The sequence below is a fragment of the Cellulosimicrobium cellulans genome, assembly GCF_006539945.1.
Classification (GTDB): domain Bacteria; phylum Actinomycetota; class Actinomycetes; order Actinomycetales; family Cellulomonadaceae; genus Cellulosimicrobium; species Cellulosimicrobium cellulans.
In genome coordinates this window covers 1-26,839 of record NZ_BJNZ01000006.1, presented here as the reverse complement: position 1 = coordinate 26,839, position 26,839 = coordinate 1, and the positions used below count along the sequence as shown (strand labels likewise).

General features: G+C 71.3%; 20 protein-coding genes and 1 pseudogene. 12 read left to right on the top strand and 9 right to left on the bottom strand.

Translation table 11 applies throughout. From position 1 onward, the window contains the following. Positions 1-45: 45 nt before the first annotated feature. From CCE02nite_RS06305 to CCE02nite_RS06290, 4 genes are all read right to left on the bottom strand, one after another. On the bottom strand, positions 46-621 hold the full coding sequence (locus CCE02nite_RS06305) for a DUF4240 domain-containing protein (protein ID WP_141388822.1): 576 nt from the start codon (positions 619-621) through the stop codon (positions 46-48). Between the two features lie 43 nt (positions 622-664). After that, the gene (locus tag CCE02nite_RS06300; protein ID WP_141388821.1) at positions 665-1,138 is read right to left on the bottom strand and encodes a GNAT family N-acetyltransferase; all 474 of its coding nucleotides are present in this window, start codon (positions 1,136-1,138) and stop codon (positions 665-667) included. Between the two features lie 58 nt (positions 1,139-1,196). Beyond that, a complete protein-coding gene (locus tag CCE02nite_RS06295; RefSeq protein ID WP_141388820.1) occupies positions 1,197-2,966 on the bottom strand; it encodes an acyl-CoA dehydrogenase family protein in 1,770 nt (589 codons plus the stop codon). Between the two features lie 70 nt (positions 2,967-3,036). After that, on the bottom strand, positions 3,037-3,732 hold the full coding sequence (locus CCE02nite_RS06290; protein ID WP_141388819.1) for a TetR/AcrR family transcriptional regulator: 696 nt from the start codon (positions 3,730-3,732) through the stop codon (positions 3,037-3,039). Positions 3,733-3,882: 150 nt separating this feature from the next. Between CCE02nite_RS06290 and CCE02nite_RS06285 the strand changes: the two genes are divergently transcribed. Then, positions 3,883-5,436: a class I adenylate-forming enzyme family protein gene (locus tag CCE02nite_RS06285; protein WP_141388818.1), complete on the top strand. Its 1,554-nt coding sequence runs from the start codon at positions 3,883-3,885 to the stop codon at positions 5,434-5,436. Between the two features lie 38 nt (positions 5,437-5,474). Here the strand turns inward: CCE02nite_RS06285 and CCE02nite_RS06280 are convergent, their stop codons facing one another. Beyond that, positions 5,475-5,936: an Lrp/AsnC family transcriptional regulator gene (locus CCE02nite_RS06280; RefSeq protein WP_255318677.1), complete on the bottom strand. Its 462-nt coding sequence runs from the start codon at positions 5,934-5,936 to the stop codon at positions 5,475-5,477. Between the two features lie 191 nt (positions 5,937-6,127). Between CCE02nite_RS06280 and CCE02nite_RS06275 the strand changes: the two genes are divergently transcribed. The 4 genes from CCE02nite_RS06275 (at position 6,128) to CCE02nite_RS06255 (ending at position 9,859) form a co-directional block, all read left to right on the top strand. Continuing rightward, a complete protein-coding gene (locus tag CCE02nite_RS06275; RefSeq protein WP_255318676.1) occupies positions 6,128-7,567 on the top strand; it encodes an NAD(P)/FAD-dependent oxidoreductase in 1,440 nt (479 codons plus the stop codon). A gap of 77 nt (positions 7,568-7,644) precedes the next feature. Next, entirely contained in the window at positions 7,645-8,370 is a 726-nt protein-coding gene (locus CCE02nite_RS06270; RefSeq protein WP_141388816.1) for a HEAT repeat domain-containing protein, read from the top strand. A 127-nt stretch (positions 8,371-8,497) separates the two neighbouring features. Continuing rightward, positions 8,498-9,133 carry a sugar O-acetyltransferase gene (locus tag CCE02nite_RS06265; RefSeq protein ID WP_141388815.1) on the top strand — a complete coding sequence of 212 codons (636 nt, stop codon included), beginning with the start codon at positions 8,498-8,500 and terminating at the stop codon, positions 9,131-9,133. A gap of 390 nt (positions 9,134-9,523) precedes the next feature. Next, positions 9,524-9,859: a YnfA family protein gene (locus CCE02nite_RS06255; RefSeq protein WP_141388813.1), complete on the top strand. Its 336-nt coding sequence runs from the start codon at positions 9,524-9,526 to the stop codon at positions 9,857-9,859. A 55-nt stretch (positions 9,860-9,914) separates the two neighbouring features. On the opposite strand, the gene CCE02nite_RS06250 is transcribed toward CCE02nite_RS06255, so the two are convergent. Then, a complete protein-coding gene (locus CCE02nite_RS06250; protein ID WP_141388962.1) occupies positions 9,915-10,517 on the bottom strand; it encodes a helix-turn-helix domain-containing protein in 603 nt (200 codons plus the stop codon). A gap of 152 nt (positions 10,518-10,669) precedes the next feature. Then, a complete protein-coding gene (locus CCE02nite_RS06245; RefSeq protein ID WP_141388812.1) occupies positions 10,670-12,283 on the bottom strand; it encodes an MFS transporter in 1,614 nt (537 codons plus the stop codon). A gap of 351 nt (positions 12,284-12,634) precedes the next feature. Between CCE02nite_RS06245 and CCE02nite_RS06240 the strand changes: the two are divergent. Further along, positions 12,635-13,537, top strand: a pseudogene (locus CCE02nite_RS06240) (IS5 family transposase). Here CCE02nite_RS06240 and CCE02nite_RS06235 read toward each other — a convergent pair. Beyond that, on the bottom strand, positions 13,538-13,882 hold the full coding sequence (locus CCE02nite_RS06235) for an Imm10 family immunity protein (RefSeq protein WP_170227238.1): 345 nt from the start codon (positions 13,880-13,882) through the stop codon (positions 13,538-13,540). A 317-nt stretch (positions 13,883-14,199) separates the two neighbouring features. Continuing rightward, on the bottom strand, positions 14,200-18,024 hold the full coding sequence (locus CCE02nite_RS06230) for a LamG-like jellyroll fold domain-containing protein (RefSeq protein ID WP_170227237.1): 3,825 nt from the start codon (positions 18,022-18,024) through the stop codon (positions 14,200-14,202). 376 nt (positions 18,025-18,400) lie between these two features. Here CCE02nite_RS06230 and CCE02nite_RS06225 point away from each other — a divergent pair, with 376 nt between their 5' ends. From CCE02nite_RS06225 to CCE02nite_RS06200, 6 genes are all read left to right on the top strand, one after another. After that, a complete protein-coding gene (locus CCE02nite_RS06225) occupies positions 18,401-19,408 on the top strand; it encodes a LacI family DNA-binding transcriptional regulator (protein WP_141388809.1) in 1,008 nt (335 codons plus the stop codon). A gap of 170 nt (positions 19,409-19,578) precedes the next feature. After that, entirely contained in the window at positions 19,579-20,841 is a 1,263-nt protein-coding gene (locus tag CCE02nite_RS06220; RefSeq protein ID WP_141388808.1) for a sugar ABC transporter substrate-binding protein, read from the top strand. Between the two features lie 214 nt (positions 20,842-21,055). Then, positions 21,056-21,916, top strand: a complete 861-nt coding sequence (locus tag CCE02nite_RS06215; RefSeq protein WP_255318675.1) for a carbohydrate ABC transporter permease — start codon at positions 21,056-21,058, stop codon at positions 21,914-21,916. Then, positions 21,916-22,737: a carbohydrate ABC transporter permease gene (locus CCE02nite_RS06210; RefSeq protein WP_141388807.1), complete on the top strand. Its 822-nt coding sequence runs from the start codon at positions 21,916-21,918 to the stop codon at positions 22,735-22,737. The genes CCE02nite_RS06215 and CCE02nite_RS06210 overlap by 1 nt, the downstream gene beginning before the upstream one ends. An 85-nt stretch (positions 22,738-22,822) precedes the next feature. Beyond that, positions 22,823-24,850 carry a glycoside hydrolase family 31 protein gene (locus tag CCE02nite_RS06205; RefSeq protein ID WP_141388806.1) on the top strand — a complete coding sequence of 676 codons (2,028 nt, stop codon included), beginning with the start codon at positions 22,823-22,825 and terminating at the stop codon, positions 24,848-24,850. Beyond that, positions 24,847-26,811, top strand: a complete 1,965-nt coding sequence (locus tag CCE02nite_RS06200) for a glycoside hydrolase family 127 protein (protein ID WP_141388805.1) — start codon at positions 24,847-24,849, stop codon at positions 26,809-26,811. Before CCE02nite_RS06205 ends, CCE02nite_RS06200 begins: the two co-directional genes overlap by 4 nt. Positions 26,812-26,839 lie beyond the last annotated feature (28 nt).

Genomic DNA, 26,839 nt, shown 5'->3' with positions numbered 1-26,839 from the left:
GTCGCCTCCCCCGGCGCCCGGGGGAGGCGCCCCGGCCCGTCGCGGTCACACGGCGAAGAGGGCGGTGAGCCGCGGGAGGCGACGCGCGTTCTCCTCGTCGTCGTCGAAGTCCCACTGCTCGCCGGCGGGCTCGGCGAGGGCGTGGCCCGACGACGTCCGCTCCCGAGCCGCGTAGTACGCCTCGTCGTCCTCGCCCGTCGCACGCGACCATGCGTCGCCGACGAGCGAGTCCAGCGACTCGTACCCGAACCAGGCGGACCCGCCGTCCGCCATCGCGGCGATCACGGGCTGGTCGGCGAGCGAGTCCGGGTCGGCGACCGCACGATCGAACGTGGCACGGCCCGCGAGGACGAGCCCGTCGCGGAAGTCCATGAACCCGTCGTCGCTGCACCCGCCCTCGACGAGGTACGCCGCGCCCCACAGCGGCCACGTGTACGCGCCGCGCGCCACGGCACCGACGACGTCGGCGAACGCGAGGATCTCGTCCGGGCTCAGCCGCTCGACGAGCAGGTCGGTCAGGACGTCGGGCAGCGGGTCGTCCTCGGCGCCGCGGTCGTCGGCACCGGCGCCCGCCCGGTCACGCGCGGCGTCGACGATCTCCCAGAAGGTCTCACGGTCCATGGCCGCGACGCTACGGCCCAGCACCCACACGAGCGCTCCGCGGTCACGAGTCCAGACGGTAGACCTGCTCGACCACGTCGGAGCCGACGCCGGGGGCGTAGGACGTCTCGCGCCCCTCCTCCACGAACCCGGCGCGAACCAGCACCGTGGCGGAGCCGACGTTGTGGACGGCGACGCGCGCCCGCAGCGGTCGCTCGCGCTCGACCGTCAGGAACGCCGCGAGGGCGGACGACGCGATCCCTCGCCCCCAGAGCGACGGGTCGACCCAGTAGGTCACCTCCCGCTCGCCGTCGAGGGTGAAGCTCCCGATCGTCCCGACGAACGACCCGGCGTGCTCGACGGCCAGCACCGTGCACGTCGGGTCGGCGCGGATGCGCTCGTAGTGGCGGTCGAACGCGGCGCGGTCGGACGGGTCCGCCCGCGTGAACGCCGCCAGCGCGACGGCGGCGGGGTCGCGCTCCCACCCGAAGAGCCGGTCCAGGTCACCGTCCGCGAGGTCGCGAAGTCGCACGTCCATACCGGGACCGTACGCCGGGGGTCCGACGCGGCGTCGAGCGCACGGACGAGCCGGCCGGTCACGCGCGCGGGACCACGTCCTCGCCCGTGTGGCGCGCGAGGATCGCGTGCGCGTCGGTGCCGCGGGGCAGGACGCCGTAGCCGTGGCCGCGGTCCTCCCCGAGGCGCGCCGCGACGAACGCGTCCGCCGTGCCCGACGGCGCGTGCCGCACCAGGAGCGAGGCCTGGAGCGCGAGCGCGAGCGACTCCACGACCCGGCGGGCCTGCGCCTGCTGCGCGCCGGCGTCGGACGCCGCGACCTCGGCGAGCAGGCGGCGCGTGCGCGCGACGTGCGCGTCGAGGAGAGGATGCGCGCCCGCCGTCGTGCCGAGCTCGGCCTCGAAGGCCGCGACGGACGCGGGCTCGCGGCCCATGGCCCGCAGGACGTCGAGCGCGATGACGTTGCCAGACCCCTCCCAGATCGCCATGACCGGCTGCTCGCGGTAGCGGCGCGCGAGGGGGAACGCCTCGGTGTACCCGTTGCCGCCCAGGCACTCCATCGCCTCGTACGCGTGGTGCGGCCCGCGCTTGCACACCCAGTACTTGCTCACGGCCGTCGCGAGGCGGCGGAACGCGCGGTCGTGCTCGGACTCGCCGTCGTGCGCGGCGGCGAGGCGCACGGACGTGAGCGTCGCGGCCTCCGACTCGAGCGCGAGGTCGGCGAGCACCGCGGTCATCGCGGGCTGGTCCACGAGCGCCGCGCCGAACGCGCTGCGGTGCCGCGCGTGCCACAGCGCCTCGGTGACCGCCTGGCGCATGCCCGCGGCCGAGCCGTGCACGCAGTCGAGCCGCGTGCGCGACACCATCTCGATGATCGTCCGCACGCCGCGCCCGGGCTCCCCGACGAGGAACCCGACCGTGCCGTCGAGCTCGATCTCCGACGACGCGTTCGACCGGTTGCCCAGCTTCTCCTTGAGCCGCTGGATGCGGAACACGTTGCGCGTGCCGTCCTCCAGCACGCGCGGCACGAGGAAGCACGACGGCGCCGCGTCGCCACCCCCCGCGGTCCCGCGTGGCGCGCTCGGCACCTGCGCGAGCACCAGGAACGCGTCCGACATCGGCGCCGAGCAGAACCACTTGTGCCCGGTCAGCAGGTAGCCGCCGTCCGCTCCGGCGGGCACGGCCGTCGTCGCGTTCGCGCGCACGTCCGAGCCGCCCTGCTTCTCCGTCATCGCCATGCCGACGAGCGCGCCGGGCTTGCTCCCCGGGGCCGCGAGCGCGCCGTCGTAGCCGCGGGAGAGCAGTCGCGGCTCCCAGACCGCGGCGAGCCCCGGCGCGTGGCGCAGCGACGGCACCGCCGCGTGCGTCATGGAGATGGGGCACGCGTGGCCCGGCTCGACCTGTGCGAACAGCGTGAACACCGCGCCCCGCACGACGTTCGCTCCCGGACCCGGCTCCGCCCACGCGCTCGTGTGCGCGCCGTGCGCGGCGGCCGCCCCGATGACCTCGTGGTACGCGGGGTGGTACTCGACCTCGTCGATGCGGTGGCCCCGGCGGTCGTGCGTGCGCAGCACGGGCTCGTGGACGTTCGCGAGCTCGGCCGCGCGCTGGAAGTCGCCCGTCCCGACGAGCGCGCCGACCTCGACGAGCCGGTCCTCGCCCCACGCGCCGCCGTACGCGTGCACCGCCTCGCGCAGCACGGGGTGGTCGAGGTACTCGTTGACGCCCTCGCGCTCGGGCGGCTGGTTCGTCACCCGGTGGGTGACGTGGGGCGCCGGGCACGGCGCCGTCGCGGCCGGGTTCGAGGAAGGGGCGGAGGCGGGTGTCGTGGTGGTGTCGGTCGGGGTCACGGTGTCCTCCTGCGGCTCTGCGGGTGGCTCGGGGCCGCGCTGCGGCGGCGGTGCGGGCGGGGTCCGACGCTCAGGTCGGCTCGGACACGGTCAGGGCCACCCGCGCGGCGGCCTGGGCGCCGACGGCGCCCAGGCAGAAGCGCAGGATCGTCGCGACGACGGCGTCGCGCGCCGCGGGCGGGACCGCGCCGTCGGGGGCGTCCGGGCGGCCCGACGCGAGCGGCGAGAGCGGACCGGTGAGCGACTCGCCGATCGCGCCGACGAGGGCGGTCGCGACGACCGCGACGTCCTGGTCGGGGATCTCCCCGGCGTCGACGCCGGCGCGCACGACCTCCGCGAACGTCTCGGCGTACGCGCGCCGGTACTCCAGCCGCGCGGCGTCCACGGCCGGGTCGACCGGCTCGAGCAGCAGCGCCCACGCGAGCGTCGGGCCGCGCAGCGCGCGCCGCGCGAACGTGTCGACGGCGCGGCCGAGGCGCGCGACGGTCGTCCCGCCGGCCGGGTCGTCCGCACGCGCCGACGCGGCGGCCCGCACGGCGTCGAGCTCGACGTCGGCCGCCTGCCGGAACACGGCGACGAGCAGGTCGGCCTTGGTGGGGAAGTAGGAGTAGACGCCGCCCGTGCTCACCCCGGCGCGCGCGGCGAGCGCCTGCACGCTCGCCCCCGCGAAGCCGTGCCCGGCGACGATCGTGCGCGCCGCGTCGAGCAGCGCCTCGCGCTTGCGCTCGCGGGCGGCCCGCGTGGCGGGCGTCTCGCGGTAGGGCACGGTTCCTCCGTCGTCGTCGAGGGTGCGCCGCCCCGTCGCGGCTTCCCACCAAGAATTGAACCATGCTTCAATTCATCGCGGTACCGGCTCCGGCCGGGCCGCCGAGACGGCGTCGAGGGCGACGCCGGGCAGGACGTCGAGGAGGACGACATGCACCTGGGCAGCATGCTGGAGAGCACGGCACGCAAGGTCCCCGCCAAGGAGGCGCTCGTGCTGGGCGAGCGTCGGCTCACCTACGCCGAGCTGGACGACGCCGCGCGCCGCGCCGCCGCGGTGTTCCGCGACGCCGGGGTGCGGCCCGGCGACCGTGTCACCGTGATGACGTTCAACACCCCTGGCTTCGTCGTCGCGGCGTTCGGCCTGTGGCGTGCGGGCGCCGTGCTCGTGCCGGTCAACCACAAGCTCCGGGCGCCGGAGGTCGCGCGGCTCGTCACGCACAGCGGCGCGGTGCTGGGCGTCGCCGACGCCTCGCTCGCCCCGGTGGCCACGGTCGCGGCGCCGGGGGTGCGCTGGCTCTGGACGGAGGCGGACGCCGTCGGGCCGGACGCGGAGGGGACGGAGGAGCGCGACGACTTCGACCGGATCGTCGCTGCGGCGACGCCGTGGGAGGGCGTCGCGCCCGACCAGGACGCGATCGCCCAGGTGCTCTACACGTCCGGCACGACGGCGGCCCCCAAGGGCTGCGAGCACACCCACCGCGGGCTGAGCTCGGTCGCGGCCTACACGACGGCGGCCGTCGGGCTCCGCGCGGACGACCGTTTTCTCCTCGCGATGCCGATCTGGCACGCGTCGCCGCTCAACAACTGGTTCCTGTCGATGGTGTTCCTCGGCGGGACGACGGTGCTGCTGCGCGAGTACCACCCGATCGAGATGCTGCGCACGGTCGCCGCGGAGCGCACGACCGCGTTCTTCGGCGCGCCCATCGCGTACGTCGCGCCGCTCCAGGTCGCGGCCGCGCAGGGGATCGACCTGTCGGCCTTCGACCTGTCGAGCGCGCGGCTCTGGCTCGCCGGCGGCGCGCCCGTCGGCGCGGACACCGTCCGCGCGATCCGCGCCGCGTACCCCGGCGAGCTGCACCAGGTGTACGGCATGAGCGAGATGGGTCCGGTCGGCACCGCGCTCGGCCCGGCCGACCAGGAGCGCAAGGCCGGTTCGATCGGCCACGCCGGGATGCCCGGCGTCGACGTGCGGGTCGTCGACCTCGACGGGAACGACGTCGGGCCGGGCGGTACGGGTGAGGTCTGGCTGCGGTCGGACACCCGCATGGTCGGCTACCTCGACGACCCCGAGGCGACCGAGGCGGTGCTCGTCGGCGACTGGTACCGGACGGGCGACGTCGTGCACGTCGACGAGGACGGGTACCTGTTCATCGTCGACCGGCTCAAGGACGTCATCATCACGGGCGGCGAGAACGTGTACTCCCAGGAGGTCGAGGAGGCGCTGCGCGGGTCGCCCGAGGTCGCGGACGTCGCCGTCGTGGGCCGCCCCCACGCCGACTGGGGCGAGACGGTCGTCGCGTTCGTCGTGCCGGCCCCCGGCGCCGAGCCTTCGCTCGAGTCCCTGCGCGCGTTCCTCGCCGACCGGCTCGCGCGCTACAAGGTGCCGCGCGACGTCGTGCTCGTCACCGAGCTGCCGCGCAACCCGTCGGGCAAGCTCACCAAGCACGTGCTGCGCTCGCAGGTCCGCGAGAGCACCGCCGTCTGACCCGTCGCCCGCCCCTGACCCCGACCGCGCCGCCGGGGTCAAGGGCGCGCGTGCTCGAAGATCACGGTCGTGCTCGTGCCCGCGACCTCGGGCCGGACGCTGAGCGTCTTGGACACCAGGTCGCGCAGCGCGTCGGAGTCGGCGACGGCGACGTGCAGGAGGAAGTCGCGGTCGCCGGTGACGAAGAAGACGCCCTCGACGTCGGGCAGCGTGAGCAGATAGTCGCGGAACGCCTCGAGGCCCTTGCGCGCGCCCGCCTGGAGCCGGATCGCGATGAGCGCCTCGAGCCCGCGCCCCAGCGCGGCCGGGTCGACGTCGGCCCGGAAGCCGCGGATCACGCCCCGGTCCACGAGGGCGCGCACGCGCGCGTGGCACGTCGACGCGGCCACGCCGACGCGGGCCGCGATCGCCGCGTTCGTCGCCCGCGCGTCGGTCGCGAGGACGTCGAGGATGCGGCGGTCCACGTCGTCCAGGACGGCGGGTCGAAGATCCTTCGGCACGAGGAGCCTCCTCAGGTCGTTCGGCGGAGATCGGGTCGATCGCCGCCGGGCGCGACGACGATCCTTCGGCACATCTTGCCGCACACCGAAGGATCCACCACGCTGGAGTGGTTGCGACACCATCCCGTCGCACACCAGCCACGCGCCCGCCTCGCCACCCGCGAGGCGGGCGTCGGTCGAAGGAGCCCGGCGTGAGCACGACCTCTCGTCCCCGTCCCCGCACCCACGACGCCCGGTCCGCGTCGCCCGGCCGAGCGCCCCGCACGGCGGTCGTCGTCGGCGCCGGCATGGTGGGCCTCGCCACCGCCTGGCACCTGCAGGAGCAGGGCGTCGAGGTGACCGTCGTCGACCGCGAGGGCGTCGCCGCCGGATCCTCGTGGGGCAACGCGGGGTGGCTCACCCCCGGCATGGCGATGCCGCTCGCCGACCCGTCCCTGTGGACGTACGGCCCGCGCGCCCTCCTCGACCCCGCCGCACCCCTGCACGTCCCGCTGCGGTTCGACCCGCGCCTGTGGTCGTTCTTCGCGCGCTTCATGGCGCACGCGACGCAGCGCCGCTGGGACCACGCGATGGCGGCGCTCACCCCGATCGACCGCGTCGCGCTCGCCGCGTTCGACGAGCTCGCCGCCGGCGGGAGCCTCGGGCACGGCGTCGAGGTCGGCACCACGCCCGGGCCGTTCAGCGTCGCGTTCGAGCACGTGCGCGAGGCCCGGCCGTTCCTCCGCGAGCTCGAGCACGTCGCCGCCGCCGGGCAGTCCGTGCCCGTCCGGCGCGTCGAGGCCGGCGAGCGCGCCCACCAGCTCACCGACGACGTCTCCACCGTCTACGCCCTCGAGGGCCAGCGCTTCCTCGAGCCGGGACCTTTCGTCCACGCCCTCGCCGACTCCGTGCGCGCCCGCGGCGGGCGGATCCTCACCGGGCTCGAGGTGCTCGACGTCGAGCCGGGCCGCCTGGGCGCGTGCGTCTTCGCGCGCGCCGTGCACCCCGACGCCGCCGCGCACCCCGCGCTCGTGGGTGCGACCGGGGCGAGCGGCTCGGCCGGGGCGGGCGACGCCGTCGGGCACGAGGCCGGGACGCCCCGCCGGGCGGGGTCCCCCGCCGAGCGCGAGGAGGGGGTCGTGCTGCGTGGCGACGCCGTCGTGCTCGCGACCGGCGCATGGCTGCCGACGCTCGCCGCGCCGCTCGGCGTGCGCACGCGCGTCCAGGCCGGGCGCGGCTACTCGTTCACCGTGAAGACGGACGAGCCCGTCGAGACGCCGATCTACCTGCCCGCGCGCCGCGTCGCGTGCACGCCGTACCAGGGGCGGTTCCGCATCGCGGGAACCATGGAGTTCCGCGGCCCCGACGAGCCGCTCCAGCCGCGCCGCATCGAGGCGATCCTCGCGTCCGTGCGGCACCTGTTCCAGGGCGTCGACCTCGACGACCGGCACGACGAGTGGGTCGGGTCGCGCCCCGTCACGCCCGACGGCCTCCCGCTCGTCGGCGCGACGCGCACCCCCGGCGTCTACGTCGCGGGCGGCCACGGCATGTGGGGCATCGTCCTCGGCCCCGCGACCGGCCGCGCGCTCGCCCACCTCGTCACGACCGGGGAGACCCCCGACGAGATCCGCCCGTTCGACCCGCTGCGCTGAGCCCGACGGCGACCGACCCGGCCGACCCGGCCGAAAGCCCCTGTCCGGCGGAGGCACCGCGTCCTAGCGTGGTCGTCATGAGCGTGCGAGAGGAGCACCGGGCGGCACTGCGCGCCCTCGACGGTGACCCGGCCGCGGTGCGGGCGTACCTCGCCGCGGGTTCCGGACTCCCGGGGCCCCGGGCGAACCTCGAGCTCCTGGGCGCGTTCGCCGACGTCGCCCCCGCCGACCTCGTGCGCGACCTCGCCGACGACCCCGACGAGTACCTCCGCTGCTGCGGCACGTGCGGGCTGGGCCGGCTCGTCGTCCAGGCCCCCGCCGACGCACGCGCGAGGCCGACCGACCGGCTGCGTGCCCGCGCGTCGGACGGGTCGTGGCGCGTCCGTGAGGCCGTCGCGATGGCGCTCCAGCGGATCGGTGACGCCGAGCCCGCCACGCTCCACGCGCTCGTGTCGTCGTGGGTGGCTGACCCAGACCCGCTCGTTCGCCGCGCGGCGGTCGCCGGGATCTGCGAGCCGCGCCTCCTCCGGAACGCCGCGACCGCGACCGCCGCGCTGGACGCGTGCGCGGCCGCGACCGCCTCGATCGGCGCGCTCCCCTCCGACGCACGCCGCGATGCCGACGTGCGCACCCTGCGTCAGGCCCTCGGGTACTGCTGGAGCGTCGCCGTCGCCGGTGACCCGGCCGCCGGCGCGCCGCGGTTCGCCGCGCTGCGCGGGTCGTCGGACCCGGACGTGGCGTGGGTCGTGCGCGAGAACGAGAAGAAGGCGCGCCTGCGCCGCGTGCTCGACCGCACGGCCTGACCGTGCCGCGGCCGCCACCCCGGACACCGGCAGTCACGGCGGCGCGGCAGGTTGCGCACGGGGCTTGCGCCACCGCGCGGGCGCCTATATGTTTAACCGAAATACTAATCCGGGACGAAGGAGTCCGATGAGCAGCACGACCGAGCCGACGACGAGGATGGCCGAGCTGGCCGCCACGGACGAGGACCTCCGCAGCCTGCTCTCCGGCGGCTGGCTGCGCTACCGCACGTCGCCGGCGCTCCAGGAGCTGACCCGGGACGCGCACGCGACGTGCGCCCGGATCGGGCGCGTGTACTTCGAGGACGTCGACGAGGCGCGCCGCCTCTTCCACCGCCTCGTCCCCGGCGCCGAGGACGGTATCGACTTCCGCCCGCCGCTGACGATCGACTACGGCGACCGTCTGCTGATCGGCGCGCGGACCTTCATCAACGCCGACTTCATGGTCATCGGCGGAGGCCTCGTCACGATCGGTCCCGACTGCCTCATCGGGCCGCGGTGCTCGATCTACACGCCGAACCACGCCGAGGACGTCGTCCGCCGCCGCGAGGGATGGGAGCGCCCCGAGCCCGTCGTCATCGGGAGCAACGTGTGGATCGGCGGCTCGGTGACGATCACGCCCGGCGTGACGATCGGCGACGACAGCATCATCGGCGCGGGGTCCGTGGTCACGCGGGACGTCCCCGCGGGCGTCGTCGCGGTGGGGAACCCGTGCCGTCCCGTCCGCGCGATCACGACCGCCCCCGAGGACACCACCTCCCGCTGAACCAGCCCGCGCGCCGGGCCGAAGACACCCGGCGCGCTCGACGACACAGTCACCCGGACAGCCGGCGCCGGTGCCGGCGGAGAGCAGGACTCATGCAGTGTGCAGAGTGCGGAACCACCTCCCGCGACGGACGGCCCGCGACGGCCGTGTGCAGCGAGTGCGGCGCAGCCACGTGCGCGGAGCACACGCGAGAGGTGCGGATCCGGATCCCCGCCAGCTCCGTGGGGAACCCCGTGGTGCGGACGGCGCGACGGCTGCGGTGCAGCGAGTGCACCCGGCTCGCCGAGCCGCTGGAGCAGATCCGGCGGTAGCACCCACGGCGGCCCGCGCCGGCCGCACCCGGACTCGGGCCCCCAGGGTGTGCGCACACGCTCGCCTACCCTGGCGCGCATGGACCTCGCGCGCTCGATCCCGCTGTTCGTGCTCGCCGCGCTGCTGGAGATCGGCGGGGCGTGGCTCGTGTGGCAGGGGTTGCGCGAGCACCGGGGCTGGCTGTGGATCGGGGCGGGCGTCGTCGCGCTCGGACTCTACGGCGTCGTCGCGACGTTCCAGCCCGACGCGAGCTTCGGTCGCATCCTCGCCGCCTACGGCGGGGTGTTCGTCGCCGGGTCGCTCGCGTGGGGCATGGTCGTGGACGGCTTCCGACCGGACCGCTGGGACGTCGCCGGCGCGTTGCTCTGCCTCGCCGGCGTCGCGGTCATCATGTACGCACCCCGCCCGGACTAGCCCCTCGCCCGAGCGGCGACACCCGGCCTTGCGGAGCGCGGTCGTGGATGCAGGTTCAGGGGTGGGCGTGGCGGTCACGCTCGGACGACGCGCGGACGTGGGCACGTTGGCCTTGTCGTCCGACCAGGCTGAGGTATTCGACGGGGCCAGCACTGGTGGCGCCGAACCAGTGCGGGGTCCGGGTGTCGAACTCGGCGGCCTCTCCGGGTTCGAGGAGGAGGTCGTGCTCGCCCAGGACGAGCCGGAGCGCACCGTTGAGGACGTAGACCCAGTCGTGCCCTTCGTGGGTGCGCAGCTCGGGCTGCTTGTCGTCGTCGCCGGTGGGGAGGATGAACTTGTAGGCCTGTATGCCGCCCGGGCGGCGTGTCAGCGGGAGGATGACGGAGCCGTCGGCGCAGGGAATGGGGCGCAGGTTGACCCGGGGGTTGCCGGTTGCCGGAGCGTCGACGAGCTCGTCGAGTGTCGCGCCGTAGGTGCGTGCGAGGGGCAGCAGCTGCTCGAGGGTGGGCCGGCGGAGACCCGCCTCGAGGCGCGACAACGTGCTGACGGAGATGCCGGTCTGGTCGGCGAGCTCGGCCAGGGTGAGCCCGCGTCGCTGCCGGAGCAGCTTCAGGCGTGCGCCGACGGCGTCGAGGGTGCGGTCGGTGTCGGCGGGCATACGGTCAGTCTGCCAGCGCGCATGCCGCGCGGTGGGCGTGGTCATGAGGTCGTGGTCATGAGGTCGCGGCCCGTTCGAGGGCGGTCAGGTAGGTCTGCCTGGACTGGGCCCCGGGCAGGCCCTGCGCATGGGCGTGCTGTCGGCCATGGTGCTCACTTCGCGGTGAGCGGGTGGCTGGGCTGGTCGGCGTCGGTCTCGAGCGACGGCTCGGGCGTCGGGGCGGAGAGCGTGGGTCCTCGCTGCGGGCCACGGAGGAGGACGACGACGAACATGGCTGCCATGACGGCGGCGCCGATCCACATCGACTGCTGCCAGCCGGTGACGAAGGACTCCTGAGCTGCGCGGACGACCTGGGCGGCCAGGGGCCCCGCGTCCGCGCTGGCCGCAACGGCGTTGGCGATCCCGTCTCGGGCGTCGTCGGCGACCGCGGCAGGCACGCCCACCAGCTGCGGTTCGACCGCGGTGCGGTAGCCGGCGGTCAGCAGCGCCCCGAGCAGTGCGATGCCGAGAGCCGCGCCGAGCTCGCGCGTGAGGTCGTTCAGGGCCGAGGCCACACCCTGCTGCTCGCGTGGCAGGGAGGACGTGATGGCCTCGGTAGAAGGAGTCATGGCCAGTCCCATGCCCAGGCCCATGGCGACGAGCCCCGGCAGGACGGTGAGGTAGCCGCCCTCCACGGACACGAGCGAGGCCATCGTCGCGAGCCCTGCGCCGGCGATCAGCACGCCGGCAGCCATCGTGGCCCGGGCGCCCACGCGAGCGGCGACGAGAGGAGCAAGACCGGACATCAGCATCATGAGCAGTGCCATCGGCATCATGGCAAGGGTCGACAGCAGCCCGGTCCAGCCGAGCACGACCTGGAAGAAGGGGTAGAGCACCAGGGAGACGCCGGCCTGCACCCCGAACATCACCAGCAGAAGGGTCGACCCGCTGGACAGCCCCCGAGTGCGGAACCGGCGGACGTCCAACAGGGGCGCAGGGGTGCGCAGCTCCCACAGCACGAAGCCCACCGCGCCCGCGAGCGCCAGGACGAGGCTGACGCTCGGTACCGGGGCAGACCATCCTCGCTCAGGGCCCTCGTGCAGCGCGACGGTGAACCCGACCGCGGCGACGACCGAGGTGAGCGCGCCGACGATGTCGTAGCGGTGCGACCGATGTTCCCGCGAGTTCGGCACGGAGCGCAGCGCGACCACGCCTGCGGCGACGACGAGCAGGACCGGCAAGACGAACAGGAACCGCCAGTCGGCCACATCCACCAACAGTGCCGAGAGGTACATGCCCAGGATCCCGCCGCCGCCGGCGACCGCGGTCCATGCTCCGATGGCCTTGGACCGTTCTCCGTCGGGGAACGTGGACGTGATCACCGACAGCGTGACGGGCATGACGAGCGCGGCGCCCACACCGCTGGCCAGCCGCGCACCCACCATGACTCCGATGGTCGGTGCAAGACCAGCCGCGACGTTCGCGACGCCGAAGACGAGGAGGCCGATCAAGAGAACCGGTCGGCGGCCCCACCGGTCCCCGACGGCGCCGAGAGGCAGCAGCAGCGCGGCCAGGGTGATCGTGTAGGTGTTGATCATCCACAGCACCTCGCTCTGCGAGGCGGAGAACTCCAGCGCGAGGTGCGGCTGGGCTACGTTCAGTCCAGACACCGAGGCGACCACGGCCATGAGCGCAAGGCTCACCGCGAGCAGGATCGAACGGCGTCGGCGCGGATCGTCGATCGTGGACGAGCCGTCGGCTGCTGCCGTGACGGGGGTCGAGGTCATAGGAGTCCTTCCGGTGGAGGGCGCGAGAGATCGCGGCGCAGACAGGTCGTGCCCGACATGTCGACCCGGTCCCTGTCAGCGCGGGTCGGTCGATCTCACGAAGCGTGAGGGCGACCGGACCGAGCATGTGGGCCCTGGACGGAGAGCGGCAAGGAAACTTGCTGATCGGCAAACCCCAGCTGGTAAGCGCCGCGCCGCTCCGAACGGAGCGAGGGGACGGATGCCCGTGGACGAGACCGACTCGTGGACGCAGCAAGGGCGTGTCTCCGCACCTCGGGTGAGAGGTCTGGAGACACGCCCTCGCAGCTGGCGACGCCTAGGGCGTGTCTCCTTAGTCGCACCGCCGCGACGTTGCAGAGTGCGGTCGTGGATCGTGGTCGAGAGTTGTCGGATGAGCAGTGGGCGGTGATCGGCCCGTTGATGCCGAAGGTGTCGGGTCGCTCGCGTCCGTGGCGGGATCATCGCCAGGTCGTCGAGGGGATCGTTCACCGGTATCGGACCGGGGTCGCGTGGCGTGATCTTCCCGAGCGGTTCGGGCCTTGGCAGACCGCGTGGAAGCGCCACGCGCGGTTCTCCCGCGACGGGACGTGGGACAAGATCCTGACGGCCCTGCAGGTCCGTGCGGACGCGAACGGTGGCATCGACTGGCGGGTGAGCGTTGACTCCACGATCAACCGGGCCCACCAGCACGCCGCGACCTTGCCCCGGACCACAGGGGGCACCGACGAATCACAAGAATCTGGAACGGCGCGAACCGGCTGACCACGCGCTGGGCCGGTCCGTGGCGGGTTGTCGACGAAGATCCATGCCGCGGTCGACGGCAACGGGCGACCGCTCGCGGTACTCGTGGGACCAGGCCAGGGCGGTGACGCGCCGATGTGCCTGCCGCTGCTGGATGTGATCCGGGTCCCCCGGGTGGGGGCGGGAAGACCGCGCACCACCCCGGACGCCGTGTTGGGCGACAGGGCGTACTCCTCGCGCGCGATCCGTGCCGAGCTGCGCCGGCGCGGCATCGTCGCGGTCATCCCCGAGCCTCGCGATCAGCAGGCTCACCGTCGCAGGCGTGGGTCACGAGGCGGACGGCCCGTGACCTACGACCCCGTCGCCTACCGGGGCCGCAACACGGTCGAGCGGTTCTTCAACCGCATCAAGCAATGGCGAGCACTCGCGACCCGCTACGACAAACACGCGCTCGTCTACCGAGGCGGCGCCGTTCTCGCAGCGATCCTGCTCTGGGCGTCGAGCACACCGTGACTAACGAGTCGGCGCCACGATCCGAGGCAGGTGCTGCTCGATGATCTCGGCTGCCGCTCCGTCCAGGGCGAGTTCGACCAGGTTGGGCAGCTCGAGTACTCCGGCTGCCTCAGAGTCCAGTTCGAGCGCAAGGACGTCGCCCTGCACATCGAACCGCACAAGCCCGCCGTAGTGCACGGCTGCACCATCACGCACGATCGCGTAGGTCTCCATTCCCAGCGCCACGTCTTGCGGATCGTGGGCAAGCGAGCGTTGAAACTCGATCGTGTCTCCCGACTCCACGTCCAGCAGCACGATCGCCTCGTAGTTGTCCTCGATGCTGCGCGTGAAGCCAACCCTGATCACAGCCGAGATTCTGCCGCATCAACGACCACCAGGCCGGGGCCTCCGACTTGAGAGACGCGCCCTAGTTAACCCGCGAAGGGTTGGCAGCTCGGAGTCTGCTCGGGGAAGACTCCGCATCAGTCAGGCGACAGTGGGCCGCCAATGAGCTACCACCACTCGCACACCACTATCGAACGCCCAGCGGCGTCCAGTACCAAACGTCCGTGGGTGACTCACACGCGTACGCGGCGTGTGCCGGTGGTGGCGTGGCAGGGCCGGTCCAGATGAGCGTTCACCTGGACCGGCCCTGCCATCAATGGGGCATCACAGTGCGAGCCTCACCCGCACTGGGTGCCTTGGTAGTCCGCCGTGAGGGTGGTGGCCTGGTCTTCGTGAGTGACTTCCCAGGTCGCGGTTCCTGGGGCCAGGTTCGTGGCGCGCGAGTTGAACGACTGGTACGCGTTCTTGCCCGGTGCGACGTCGGCGAACGTCTTTGTGCCGAACGGGGTCGTGACGGTGATGTCCACCGGCCCGTCCTCGTTGTTCGTCGCCCGCACGGCGAGGTAGGCCTTGCCAGCTAGGCAGCGCGGCGTCGCCTCTACCGAGACGTCGAGTTCGTCGGCCTCGACCGCGGTAGCCGGGGTGATCGTGATCTTGTCGAGGTTCGGCGCGTACTTCGAGCGCAGCAGCACGTCCGGCCAGGCGTCCGAGGCGTAGGTCACGCCGTCGAAGTTGGGCTTCTCCTCCGACGAGAACCGGATGGTGTTGGTGCCCTCGTCGAGCTCAACGAACACGGTCAGGTCCCAGAAGTTGTTCTGGTGGAACGAGTGGGGGAACGGGACCTTCTGGACCTCGCCGCCGTTGACCGAGATGTGGGCGTAGCGGGCGAGCGGGTCGGGGTTGTAGTGCGTGGCCGGCGACTGCTCCTGGTTGGAGTAACGCACGGTCATCGCGTACGTGCCGGCTTCGGGGGCCTCCACGTCGGTGAACGTGAGGGTGTTGGCGTTGCCTGGATCGCCTCCCACGTTGGTCACCGTCTTGCCGCCGCTGGCCAGGGTCAGGTCGGACGCCTGGGCGGTGCCGGCGAGCTCGCCGTCCTCGGCCTCGTAGGCGGTGCCGGTCAGGGACTCGTCGTCAAACTCGACGCGCAGGCGGTCGACGAGCGTGGTGCCCGCCGTGCCCTGGACGGTGATCTTGTTGATCCCGCCGATGAGGAACGTGGTGACCTCGTTCTGGGTGGTGATCTGGCGGTCGTTGACCACCAGGGCACGCTCGCCGTCGCCGGTGGCGTCCACGGTGAGGTGGGCGCCGGCGTCGGTTGGGGAGTAGACCCAGAACGTCACGGACTGGTCCGCGCCGATGCTCGCGACGCCGGAGCCGGACACGTCCGGGACGGTGTAGTCGAGCTGTGCCCCGTCGAGGGAGGCGTACTCGGCTTCGTAGATCTCCTGGGTGTGCTCGGGGTTGGCCAGGGACAGGTCGATCTTGTCGACGATGGCGTCGCCCTTGGTCTCGCCCGTGCCGTCCAGGCTGCGGGCGGCCAGGGTGATGGTGTGCTCCCCGGCGGTGAGGTCGACGGTGGTGTCGGCGTGGTCCCACACGACCCACTTGTACCCGAGGGGCAGGTGGATCTCCTGCTCGGTGGCGGCGTCGCCGTCCACGCGCAGGAACACATTGGTGGGGCCCTGTTCCTGGATCGCGTTGTACGTGTTGAGCGAGTTCGCGAACACGCTCAGGTCGTAGGTGCCGTCCTGAGGAACGTCGACGGCGAAATCGAGCGTGACGTTGGATCCGGTGCGCAAGCCACCGACGTTGTACTCGCCCGAGGTATAGAAGCTGCCCTGACGCGTGGGTCCACCTTCGGGGCCGTTCAGGGACCAGCCGGAGCCGGTGTGAGCGGCGTCTTCGGCCTCGTACGTCGCGTCCCAGATCGTCGGACTGGTCGAGGAAGCGGACGCGTTCGCGCCGGGGGTGAGGATGATCTGGTAGGCCGACTCGGCGTTCATGGCCGGGACATGCTCGCCGCCGAAGTGGACGACGAGCCCGCCGTTGCTGATCTGGGCGTCGTACTCGGCGACGGTGGGCGGGTTGGCGGAGTCGCCGATCTGCCCGGTCCAGCCGATCTCCTGGACCTGGACATGGACCTTCTGGCCCAGCAGGTCGGTGGGGACGTTCTCGTAGGTGACGAAGCTCTCGCCACCGGCGCCTCCGAGGATCGTGCGGGCCTGTGCCTTGTCCCGGTCGAGGGTCGCTACGCCCTGCAGGGTGTAGCTGACGTTCGGGCGCGGCGGTGTGAGCTTGACGGTGTCGCCGCTCATCTGGGCGTAGGCGTTGAGCAGCCACCACTGGCCGTTGGCGCGGTTGGCTTGGACGGCGGAGTCGGACAGGTTGCCGTCGATGTTCCAGTACGCGATGTCTCCGAAGACCTTCTTGTCCTCGAGCGCGGACACCCACTGGATCATCTGCCCGGGCACGGAGGTGTGGTAGTTGAAGGCGTACTCGGTGATGTTGATCGGCAGGTGGGTGCCTTCGAGGTCCGTGCCGGCGAAGATCTCGTCCTCCCAGCCGCGGTACCGGTCGACGGAGCTGCGGATCGTGGCGGGGTCGGAGAGCTCGTGCCAGGCGATGACGTCGGGAACGGTTCCGGCCTCGACGGCGTGCTCCATGAAGCCGTAGACCTGGTTGTACAGGATGCTCGTGTTGGGTCCGCTGATGCGGGCCTCGGGCCACTTGGTCTTGATCATGGTGTAGGCACGGTCCCAGGCGGCGAAGAAGTCGGTGGGGTTGTTGAGCCAGCTGACGCGGTTGTAGCTCCACTCACCGGTGCCGAACATGTTGCCCTCGGGCTCGTTGTAGGGCATGAGGACGATGTTGTCCTGGTACTCGGCGGGTAGCTCGAGGACCTGGTCGACCTGCTTCTCGAGCTTCTCCATGTACAGGTCGAGCTTCTGCTGGGGTGTGCTGCCGGGCCACTGGTAGGGGAAGCCGCGGTGGATGTCGGTCATGTAGATGTACACGTCGCCGTCGGAGGAGTCTGCCAGCGGCTTGACGACCTCGAGCGCGTCCGCGCCGGGGTGCTGGGGGCCGTCCTGGGCCTTGGTGGCCACGGTGCGCAGGTTGATCGCGTCGACGAGGTTGTTCGATGGCAGGCCCTGGTCGTACAGGCCGTACAGGGTGCCTGACGCGCCACCGTGGAAGGCCCCGGTGCTCTCGGCGAGGTCGATCGTGGTCTGGCCGGGGAGCGTGACGCGCACGTTCGCGGTGACCACCTGGTCGGTGCCCTCGACGGTGCCGTTGACGGAGAATCGTCCGGGCTGAGCGTAGGCGCCGGGGTCCACCTCGTCCCACGTGATGCCCACGGCGCGCTGGATGCTGTCGCTGAAGTCGCCGGAGACCGTCGCCGGGAGCGAGGGGGCCGTGCCCCTGGTGGTCTCGACCGAGAACGAGGTCTGCGCGACGCCTTCGAGGGTGGGCAGGTCCTGCCCGTACAACTCGGCGACGGGTTCGGCGCCCAGGGCAGTGCCGTAGACGCGGAAGTCGTCCAGAGCACCGTCGAAGAACGGGTGACCGCCCCAGAATGGCTTGCCGAGGAACCCGGACGTGGTGTTGCTCGGGGAGTGCATGACGGCGTCGAGGTCGAGGGTGGCGTTGGTCGAGCCGACCTTGATGCCGTTGAGGTAGTAGGTGATCGTGGTCTGGTCGATCACGGTGACGGCGTTGACCCAGGCACCGGTCGGCAGCTTGCCGATGCTGGAGACGCCGACCTCGGCGTTGTTGTTGACCGGCTTGATCGACGAGCGCGATCGTGGGTCGCCGCCGAAGGATGGCGTGAGGAACGTGGCCCGGTTGTTGTCTCGGCCGAGGTTGTAGACCCACTGGAAGTCGGCTCCGCCGTCCCAGCGAACCCAGGTGGAGATCGTGGCGGCCTCGAGGCCTTCGAAGACTCCGTTGGGGATCTGCACGTAGGGGGCGGTGGTGGAGCCCGTCGAGCCGCCGGGGAGCTCGAGCGCTGCGCTGCCGTCGGTGTGGCCCTGCGGGAAGGTCGCGTTGTCGGCGTTGACCAGAGTCCCGTCGAGGCCCTTGGCGGACAGGTCCTCGATCACTCCGCCGGACACCTGGGACGGCTCGAAGTCGTAGTGCAGGACCAGCTCGTCGTCGGGCACCTCTGCAGCGGCTGACGGGGCCAGGACGACAGCGGTGCCGAGGGTCCCGAAGGAGAGCGCGGCGGCGAGCCCGCCGCCGATCGCTCTGCGTAGTGGGGTCGCGTGGCGCGTGCGCGCCGGTGTACGTCGTCGTACCACTGGATCCAACTTTCTCGTGTGACTGGACAGTCGGTGCACACGCCCCCCGGTCGTCTCGTCAATCACGCGTCCGACCTTGGACGTGGTGAACCGGTTCGATTACGCTAGCCTGACGTCTACGAGTGGTCAAGGGTGCACTCACGACGGGGGCTCGCTTTGTTCGACAGTGCGAGGTGACCCCCGGTCGATCCCCGCGGCAGGCGGGGCCCCCGTCGGGGGCGGGCTGAAGGAGAGGCGCATGGCAAACATCGGAGATGTCGCGCGCGAGGCGGGCGTCTCGCGCAGCACGGTGTCCTACGTGCTGTCGGGCAAGCGCACGATCTCGCAGGAGACCAAGGACCGGGTCAACGCGGCAATCCAGCGGCTCGACTTCTCGGTGCGCTCCAGCGCCCGGGCGTTGGCCACGGCCCGCACGATGAACATCGGCGTGGTCGTGCAGTTCCACCACTCCGAGTTCCAGCCGGCTATGGCGGCCTACCTGGTGGCGCTGTCGGACGCGGCACGAGAGGCCGGTTACGGTCTGCAGCTCATCACCGACGGCGACGGTGTGCGGGCCGTGCGCAGCGCGATCGCCGGGCACCAGGTCGACGGACTGGTGCTGCTCAACGTCGTCGCCGACGACCCGCGCGTCGACCCCATCGAGACCGCCGGATTCCCGGCGGTCCTGGTCGGGATGGCCGACGGCTCGAGCCTGGACGCGGTCGACCTGGACTTCGCGAGCGGGGCGCAGACACTGGTCAACCACCTGCACGACAAGGGCCACCGCGAGGTCACCTTCGTGCGCTGGCCGCAGGAGATCTACCAGGCCGGGCACACCTTCGCCACGCGGTTCGAGCGCGCGGCCCGGGCGCGTGCCCGCCGGCTCGGGGTCAGGCTCGTGGACCACTACTGTCGGCCCGAGCCGGCCGAGATCCGCCAGGACTTGCGCGACCTGCTGCACCGCCACGACGGGTCGACCGCGCTGCTGGTCCACAACGACGGGGCGGTCGCGATGCTCCCGACGGTGCTGCACGAGGCCGGCCTCGAGGTGCCCCGGGACCTGTCGGTGGTCAGCCTGCACTCCTCCGAGCTTGCCGACTTCTTCGCCCTGCCCTACACCTCCGTGGAGTCCCAGCCCGAGATGGTGGCGCAGTCCGCGGTGCGGCTGCTCACCCAGCGCATGGGTGGACAGGCCGAGTCGACCACCTCGCACATGCTCGTCCCCCCGCAGCTGACCGACCGCGGCAGCGTGCGCACGCTGAGCTAGCTAGATCTGCCGGGCAGTCCCCCCGTTATCGAACCGTCACCTCACACAGAGTTGACGGTTCGATTCATTGTCGGTACGTTCAACTCGAACCGGTTCGACACCGGATGGACTGCGGAGCTGCCGGGACGGACCGGGACGCAGGAACAGCCCTCGATGTGGAGGAGAGTGTGATGGCAACGAAGCGCAGGCGGAATATCGCCGCCCTGGGTGCGGTGACGCTGGTGGGCCTGGCGCTCAGCGCGTGCGGTTCGGGCGGCGGGGGCGTGCCCGAGGCGACCGGCGACGCGAGCGAAGGCACCACGACCGACGAGATCACCTTCTGGGACCCCTACCCTCAGCACACCGACGGCACGCCGTGGGACACCCTGGTCAAGAGCTGCGCGCCGCAGGGGTCCACGATCACCCGCACCGCCGCCCCGACGGCGGACCTGATCAACCAGCTCACCACCTCGGTGCGCGAGGGCAACGCGCCCGACGTGATCCTGCTGGACAACCCCGCGATGCCCGAGGCGGTGGGCGCCGGCCTGGTGGCGACCGCGGACCAGGTGGGCATCGACTCGAGTGGGATCGACGAGAACCTGCTCGGCCCCGGTGTGGTCGACGGGACGACCTACGGGATCCCGTTCGGCTCGAACGCCCTGGGCTTGTACTACAACGCGGACATCCTGTCGGCAGCGGGAATCGACCCGGCGTCGATCACGGACTGGGCCGCGCTGGAGAATGCGCTGGCGGCGGTCACCGCGGCCGGCGACAAGGGCATCACCTTCTCCGGTATCGCCGGTGAGGAGGGTGTCTTCCAGGCGCTGCCGTGGTACTGGGGCGCGGGCGCGGATCTGTCCGACCTGGGCTCGGCAGAGGCGGTTGCCACCGGTCAGCTGATGTCGGACTGGATCGGCAACGGGTACGCACCCAAGTCCGCGGCCACGGACAACCAGTCGGCGGCGTGGGACCTGTTCTTGACGGGGGAGTACGCCTTCGCCGAGAACGGGTCGTGGTTCGCCGCGGCCGCGGCCGACGCCGGCTTCGAGGTCGGCGTCATCCCGATCCCGGCCAAGGACGGGGGAGTGGCGCCCGTGCCCACGGGCGGGGAGTTCCTCATGGCCCCGGTGCAGTCGGAGAACGCCTCGGACCACTTTGCGAACGCGGCCGCGGTCATCTCGTGCCTGACTGAGGGCGACAAGCTCCTGGAGACGAACGAGACCCTGGGCTACCTCGCGGCCAAGCCCGAGGTGCGGGCCGAGCAGGTCGCGGCCAACCCGCTGTGGGAGCCGTGGGCACCGATCGTCGAGGGCGCGCAGGGCCGCACGACCGAGCTCGGGGCGGAGTACGTCGACGTCTCGGCACGCCTGAGCGAGGCCCTGCAGACCTCCCTCAACGCCGCAGGTGACAGCGCCCAGGTCGAGACCGCCTTCAAGGACGCGGCCGAGAGCTGATCTGCCACACCCGGCGGCGACGCCCGCGCCTCAGGGCATCGGGCGTCGCCGCGAGGTGGACGCCGCTGGCGCCCGCCACCGATTCGTCAGTCAGGTGAACTCCATGTCGTCCCCCACGATGCCTGCCCCGGCCCGGACGAGCCCGCAATCGGCCCGTCCACCTGTGGGCCCGGCCAGGCAGCCTCGCCGCCGCCCCAGCCTGTCGCCCCGTTGGGTGGCCGTGGCGTTCGCGGCGCCCCTGGTCATCTACCTCGTGCTGTTCTACGTCTACCCGCTCGTCCAAAACTTCTCGATGAGCCTGCACGAGTACGACCGCAACACGTTCGTCTACGGCGGGGCCCCGTTCGTCGGCTTCGACATCTACGCCGACATCCTCGGTCAGGACCGGTTCCGCCGTATCGTCATCCAGACCGCGATCTTCACGTTCGCCTCGCTGATCGTGCAGTACGCCGCCGGTCTGGGACTGGCCGTGTTCTTCCGTCGCGCGTTCCCACTGTCCAGCGTGCTGCGCGCGATGTTCCTCGTGCCGTGGCTGTTGCCGGTGATCGTCTCGGGTACGACCTGGCAGTGGATGATGAACGCCGACAACGGCATCCTCAACCGATTCCTGGGCCTCTTCGGCGTGGACCCGGTCTGGTGGCTGAACGCCGAGAACGCCCTGGCGGCGGTCATCATCGCCAACATCTGGCTCGGGATCCCGTTCAACCTCGTCATCTTGTACTCGGGGCTGCAGAACATCCCCGGGGACCTGTACGAGGCGGCGGCGCTGGACGGCGCGAACACCTGGCAGCAGTTCTGGCGCATCACCTTCCCCCTGCTGCGGCCGGTGTCAATGATCACGCTGCTGCTGGGCCTGGTTTACACGCTCAAGGTCGTGGACATCATCTGGATCATGACGATGGGCACCGGCACGTCGCAGACGTTGGCGACCTGGTCGTACGCGATGGCGTTCGGCAAGGGCACCTCGGCCTCCATCCAGTACTCCGAGGCATCGGCCGTGGGTTCGATCCTGCTGGTGGTCGCGCTCGCCTTCGGCCTGCTGTACCTCGCACTGCAACGCAAGCAGGAGGACTGATGCTGCACACCACGCATCGCACCTGGTGGAAGACCCTCATCGCGCTGGCCCTGACCGCGGTGATGCTGTTCCCGATCTACTGGATGGTCAACGTCTCCCTCACGCGGCGTGAGTCCATCCGTCGCGGTGACCTGCTCCCGTTCGACTTCACCCTCGGTCACTACGCCACGGTGCTGTCCGAGCAGCTGCCCTACCTGGGCACGAGCCTGGTCGTCGGGCTGGGCACGGTCGTGCTCACCCTCGTCGTGGCGATGCCGGCTGCGTACGCGATCGCCAAGCTCGCGCTGCCGTGGGGGAACACCCTGAGCTTCGTCCTGATCGTCGCGCAGATGGTCCCGGCCGTCGTCATGTCGCTCGGCTTCTACTCGATCTACTCGCGCCTGGGCATGCTCAACACGATCCCCGGCCTCATCATCGCCGACTCCACGATCGCGATCCCGTTCGCGGTCATGCTGTTCACGGCGTTCATGCGGGGCATCCCGCGCGAGCTCATCCAGGCGGCCCAGCTCGACGGCGCCTCGACCTGGCGCACGTTCCGCTCGGTCGTCATCCCGGTCTCGCGCAACTCGATGGTGACCGCGTCACTGTTCGCGTTCCTGTGGGCGTGGTCGGACTTCATCTTCGCCTCGACCCTCAACCGTGAGGGCGGAGAGCTGCGTCCGATCACGATGGGCATCTACAACTACATCGGCGCCCAGAACCAGGAATGGGGCCCGATGATGGCGACCGCGGTGGTCGCCTCCATCCCGACCGCCCTGCTCCTCATCGCCGCGCAGCGCTACGTCGCCGCGGGCGTGACGGCCGGAGCGGTCAAGGACTAGCGGTCACGCACTCACCTCAGCAGGGGCATCACGTCCTGCTGCGACGCAGTCGTCGCGGTGGGCACCATCGGAAAGGAAGCACACGATGAGGACCTTCGACATCGAGGGCCACCGCCTGATCTGGCGGGGCGACGGCGAGACGATCGTCGTCGAGCCCTGGGGGGCGAACAGCCTCCGGGTGAGGGCCACGGTGATGGGCGAGGTCCTGGACGCCGACTGGGCGCTGCTCGAGCCGGGCACCCGCGACGCGCAGATCACGACCGGCGACGAGCACGCCGTGATCACCAACGGACGCATCAGCGCCCACCTGCGCGCCAAGCGCGGGTACGACGAGCAGACCGGGTACGACACCGCCACCTGCTCGATCGAGTTCGTCGACCACCACGGGCGCACGCTGCTGCGCGAGCTCAGCGCCGGCGGGTCGCTCAAGCTCCGCGCCCGGGCGTTCCAGCCGCTGCTGGGCGGGGACCACCGACTCACCGCGAGCTTCGAGCCCAACCCCGGCGAGAAGCTCTACGGGATGGGGCAGTACCAGCAGCACATCCTCGACATCAAGGGCAGCACCTTCGAGCTCGCGCACCGCAACTCTCAGGCCAGCGTCCCGTTCGTGCTGTCCAGCGCCGGCTACGGCTTCTTGTGGCACAACCCCGCCATCGGACAGGCCACGTTCGCCGCGAACCGTACCGAGTGGACCGCCGGCTCCACCCAGCAGCTCGACTACTGGATCACCGCCGGTGACACCCCGGCCCAGATCGCCAGCGCCTACGCCGACGCGACCGGTCACGCGCCGATGATGCCGGAGTACGGGTTGGGGTACTGGCAGTGCAAGCTGCGCTATTGGAACCAGGAACAGCTGCTCGAGGTAGCCCGCGAGCACAAGCGCCGCGGCCTGCCGATGGACGTCATCGTGGCCGACTTCTTCCACTGGCCCGAGATGGGAGACTTCCGCTTCGACGAGGAGTTCTGGCCCGACCCCAAGGCGATGGTCGCCGAGCTCAACGACCTCGGCATCGAGCTCATGGTCTCCATCTGGCCCCAGGTCTCCACCCAGTCGGAGAACTTCCCCGAGTTCCGCCAGCGCAACTACCTCGTCAAGGCCGACCGCGGCCTGGACGTCCAGATGGGCTTCCAAGGCCCGTCGATGTTCTACGACGTCACCAACCCCGCCGCCCGGGCCCGCCTGTGGGAGATCGTGACGAAGAACTACTACGACCACGGCATCCGAGCGTTCTGGCTGGACGAGGCTGAGCCGGAGTACGGCGTCTACGACTTCGACAACTACCGCTACCACGCCGGCACCAACGCCCAGGTCGGCAACATCTACCCCCAGCTGTACGCGCGTGCGTTCTACGACGGGCAGGTCGAGGCCGGGCAGAAGGACGTGGTCAACCTCGTGCGGTGCGCCTGGGCCGGCAGTCAGCGCTATGGCGTCCTCGTCTGGTCCGGAGACATCCACTCCACCTTCGAGGACCTGCGCCGCCAGATCACCGCCGGAATCCACATGGGCGTCGCGGGCATCCCCTGGTTCACCACCGACATCGGGGGCTTCCACCAGGGCGACTCCACCGACCCCGCGTTCCACGAGCTGCTCATCCGCTGGATGCAGTTCGGTGCGTTCTGCCCGGTCATGCGCATGCACGGCGACCGCCTGCCCTACGAGGACGTCACCGCGGCCGACGGCGGCCCCCGACTGCGCTCGGGAGGCCCGAACGAGCTGTGGAGCTTTGGCGAGGACGTCTACGACATCCTTGTGCGCTACCTCGAGCTGCGCGAGAGGATGCGCCCCTACACCCGCCACCTCATGGCCCAAGCCCACGAGCACGGACAGCCGGTCCTGCGCGGACTGTTCCACGAGTTCCCCCAGGACCCCCGCGCCTGGGACGTCGACGACCAGTACCTCTACGGGCCCGACATCCTCGTCGCGCCTGTTACCACCGCCGGCGCCCGTCGGCGTACCGTCTACCTCCCGGCCGGGGCGCGATGGGTGGAGCACGCGACGGGAGCCGTTCACGACGGCGGGCACGAGATCGATGTCGACGCACCGTTGGACGTGGTGCCCGTGTTCGTGCGCGACCAGACCCTCGACGAGCTGCTCGCACACCTCGGCTCATGAGCCATCCCACCCCAGCCGGTGCGCCTCTCGGCCTCGACGCAGAGGGACGCACCGGCTCGCCGCGGGCGCGCCCTGTCGCCCCGCTCCTGGAGTCCCGGCGCGGGCTCGGGGTCGGAGAGGTCCGACTGACCGGCGGATTCTGGGGCGTTCGGCAAGAGACGAACGCGTGGGCGACCATCCAGCACTGCCTGACCTGGATGGAACGGCTGGGATGGATCACGAACTTCGACGCCGTTGCAGGCGGCCGCACCCGGCGCGAGCGCCCCGGCTGGCAGTTCTCCGACTCCGAGATCTACAAGCTTCTGGAGGCCATGGCCTGGGAACAGGCACGGACCGGGGCCCGCCCGCTCGCGGCGACGTTCGACCGCCTCGTCACGCGCGTCGCGGCCGCACAAGACGAGGACGGCTACCTCAACACCTGCTACGGCCACCCCGGACAACGCGAACGCTACAGCGACCTCGAACGCGGGCACGAGCTGTACTGCACCGGACACCTCCTCCAGGCAGCGGTCGCGCGCGTGCGCACGTTCGGCGAGGACGACCTACTCGTCCAGGTCGCCCGTCGCGCCGCCGACCACGTCTGCCGCGAGTTCGGTCACCAGGGCCAGCAGCGCATCTGCGGCCACCCCGAGATCGAGCTCGGCCTCGCCGAGCTCGGTCGGGCCCTCGACGAGCCGAGATACACCGAGCAGGCCCGCCTCTTCATCGAACGCCGAGGACGCGGCACGCTGATCCCCCTCCCGCTGCTGAGCCCGGCCTACTTCCAGGACGACATCCCCGTGCGCGAAGCAGACGTCTGGCGCGGACACGCCGTCCGCGCGCTCTACCTCGCCACCGCCGCTGTCGATGTCGCCGTCGACACCCACGACCATGGCCTTCTCGAGGCCGTAACCGCTCAGTGGGAACGTACCGTCCAGCGACGCACCTACCTCACGGGCGGCATGGGGTCGCGCCACCAAGACGAAGGATTCGGGGAGGACTGGGAGCTACCACCCGACCGCGCGTACTGCGAGACGTGCGCCGGCATTGCCTCGACCATGGTGTCCTGGAGGCTCTTCCTCGCCACCGGCGACGTCCGCTACGCCGACCTCATGGAACGCACCTACTACAACGTCATCGCTACCTCACCGCGCGCCGACGGTCGTGCGTTCTTCTACGCCAACCCCCTGCAACAACGTGTCCTGGGCAACACTGCACAAGCCGACGAGGTCAACCCGCGCGCCGAAGGCGGACTCCGAGCACCGTGGTTCGACGTGTCCTGCTGTCCCACGAACGTCGCGCGCACCCTCGCGTCCTGGCAGACCTACGTCGCCACCATCGACGGCGACGAACTCACCCTGATCCAGCACGCACCCTGCGAGATCGACGTAGGCCTCAACCTCGGTGGTCGGCTCTCGGTATGCGTGGAGACCAGATACCCCGTAGACGGACGCATCCACGTCACGATCCTTGACGCTCCTGATCGGGAAGTGACGCTACGCCTGCGAGTGCCCAGTTGGGCGCACGGGGCGACGCTCACCGACACCGGCGGTCACGAGCGGCTCATCGCCCCGGGCTGGGCCGCCATCTGCGCCATCTTGCGCACCGGCGACACCCTCACACTCGACCTGCCAGTCGAGCCCCGCTTCACCTGGCCAGACCCCCAAATCGACGCCCTGCGCAGCACCGTTGCCATCGAAAGGGGACCTCTCGTCCTCTGTCTCGAGTCCGCCGACCTGCCTTCCGGAGTGGCGATCGAGAACGTCCGCGTCGACGTCGGCACACCCCCGCAGCCCGAGGGAGACGGCGCAGTCATCCAAGCCAGAACCGTGCGACACCGAACCGAGCACTCAACGCTGCCCTACCTCAGATCCTCGCCCATCACGACCCTGCACGAGGAACTCCCTCTCGCGCTCGTCCCTTATCACCGCTGGGCGGAGCACGGACCGGGAACGATGCGGGTGTTCCTGCCCACGATCTGACTCGCGCCCACGAACCGATCGCCTCATC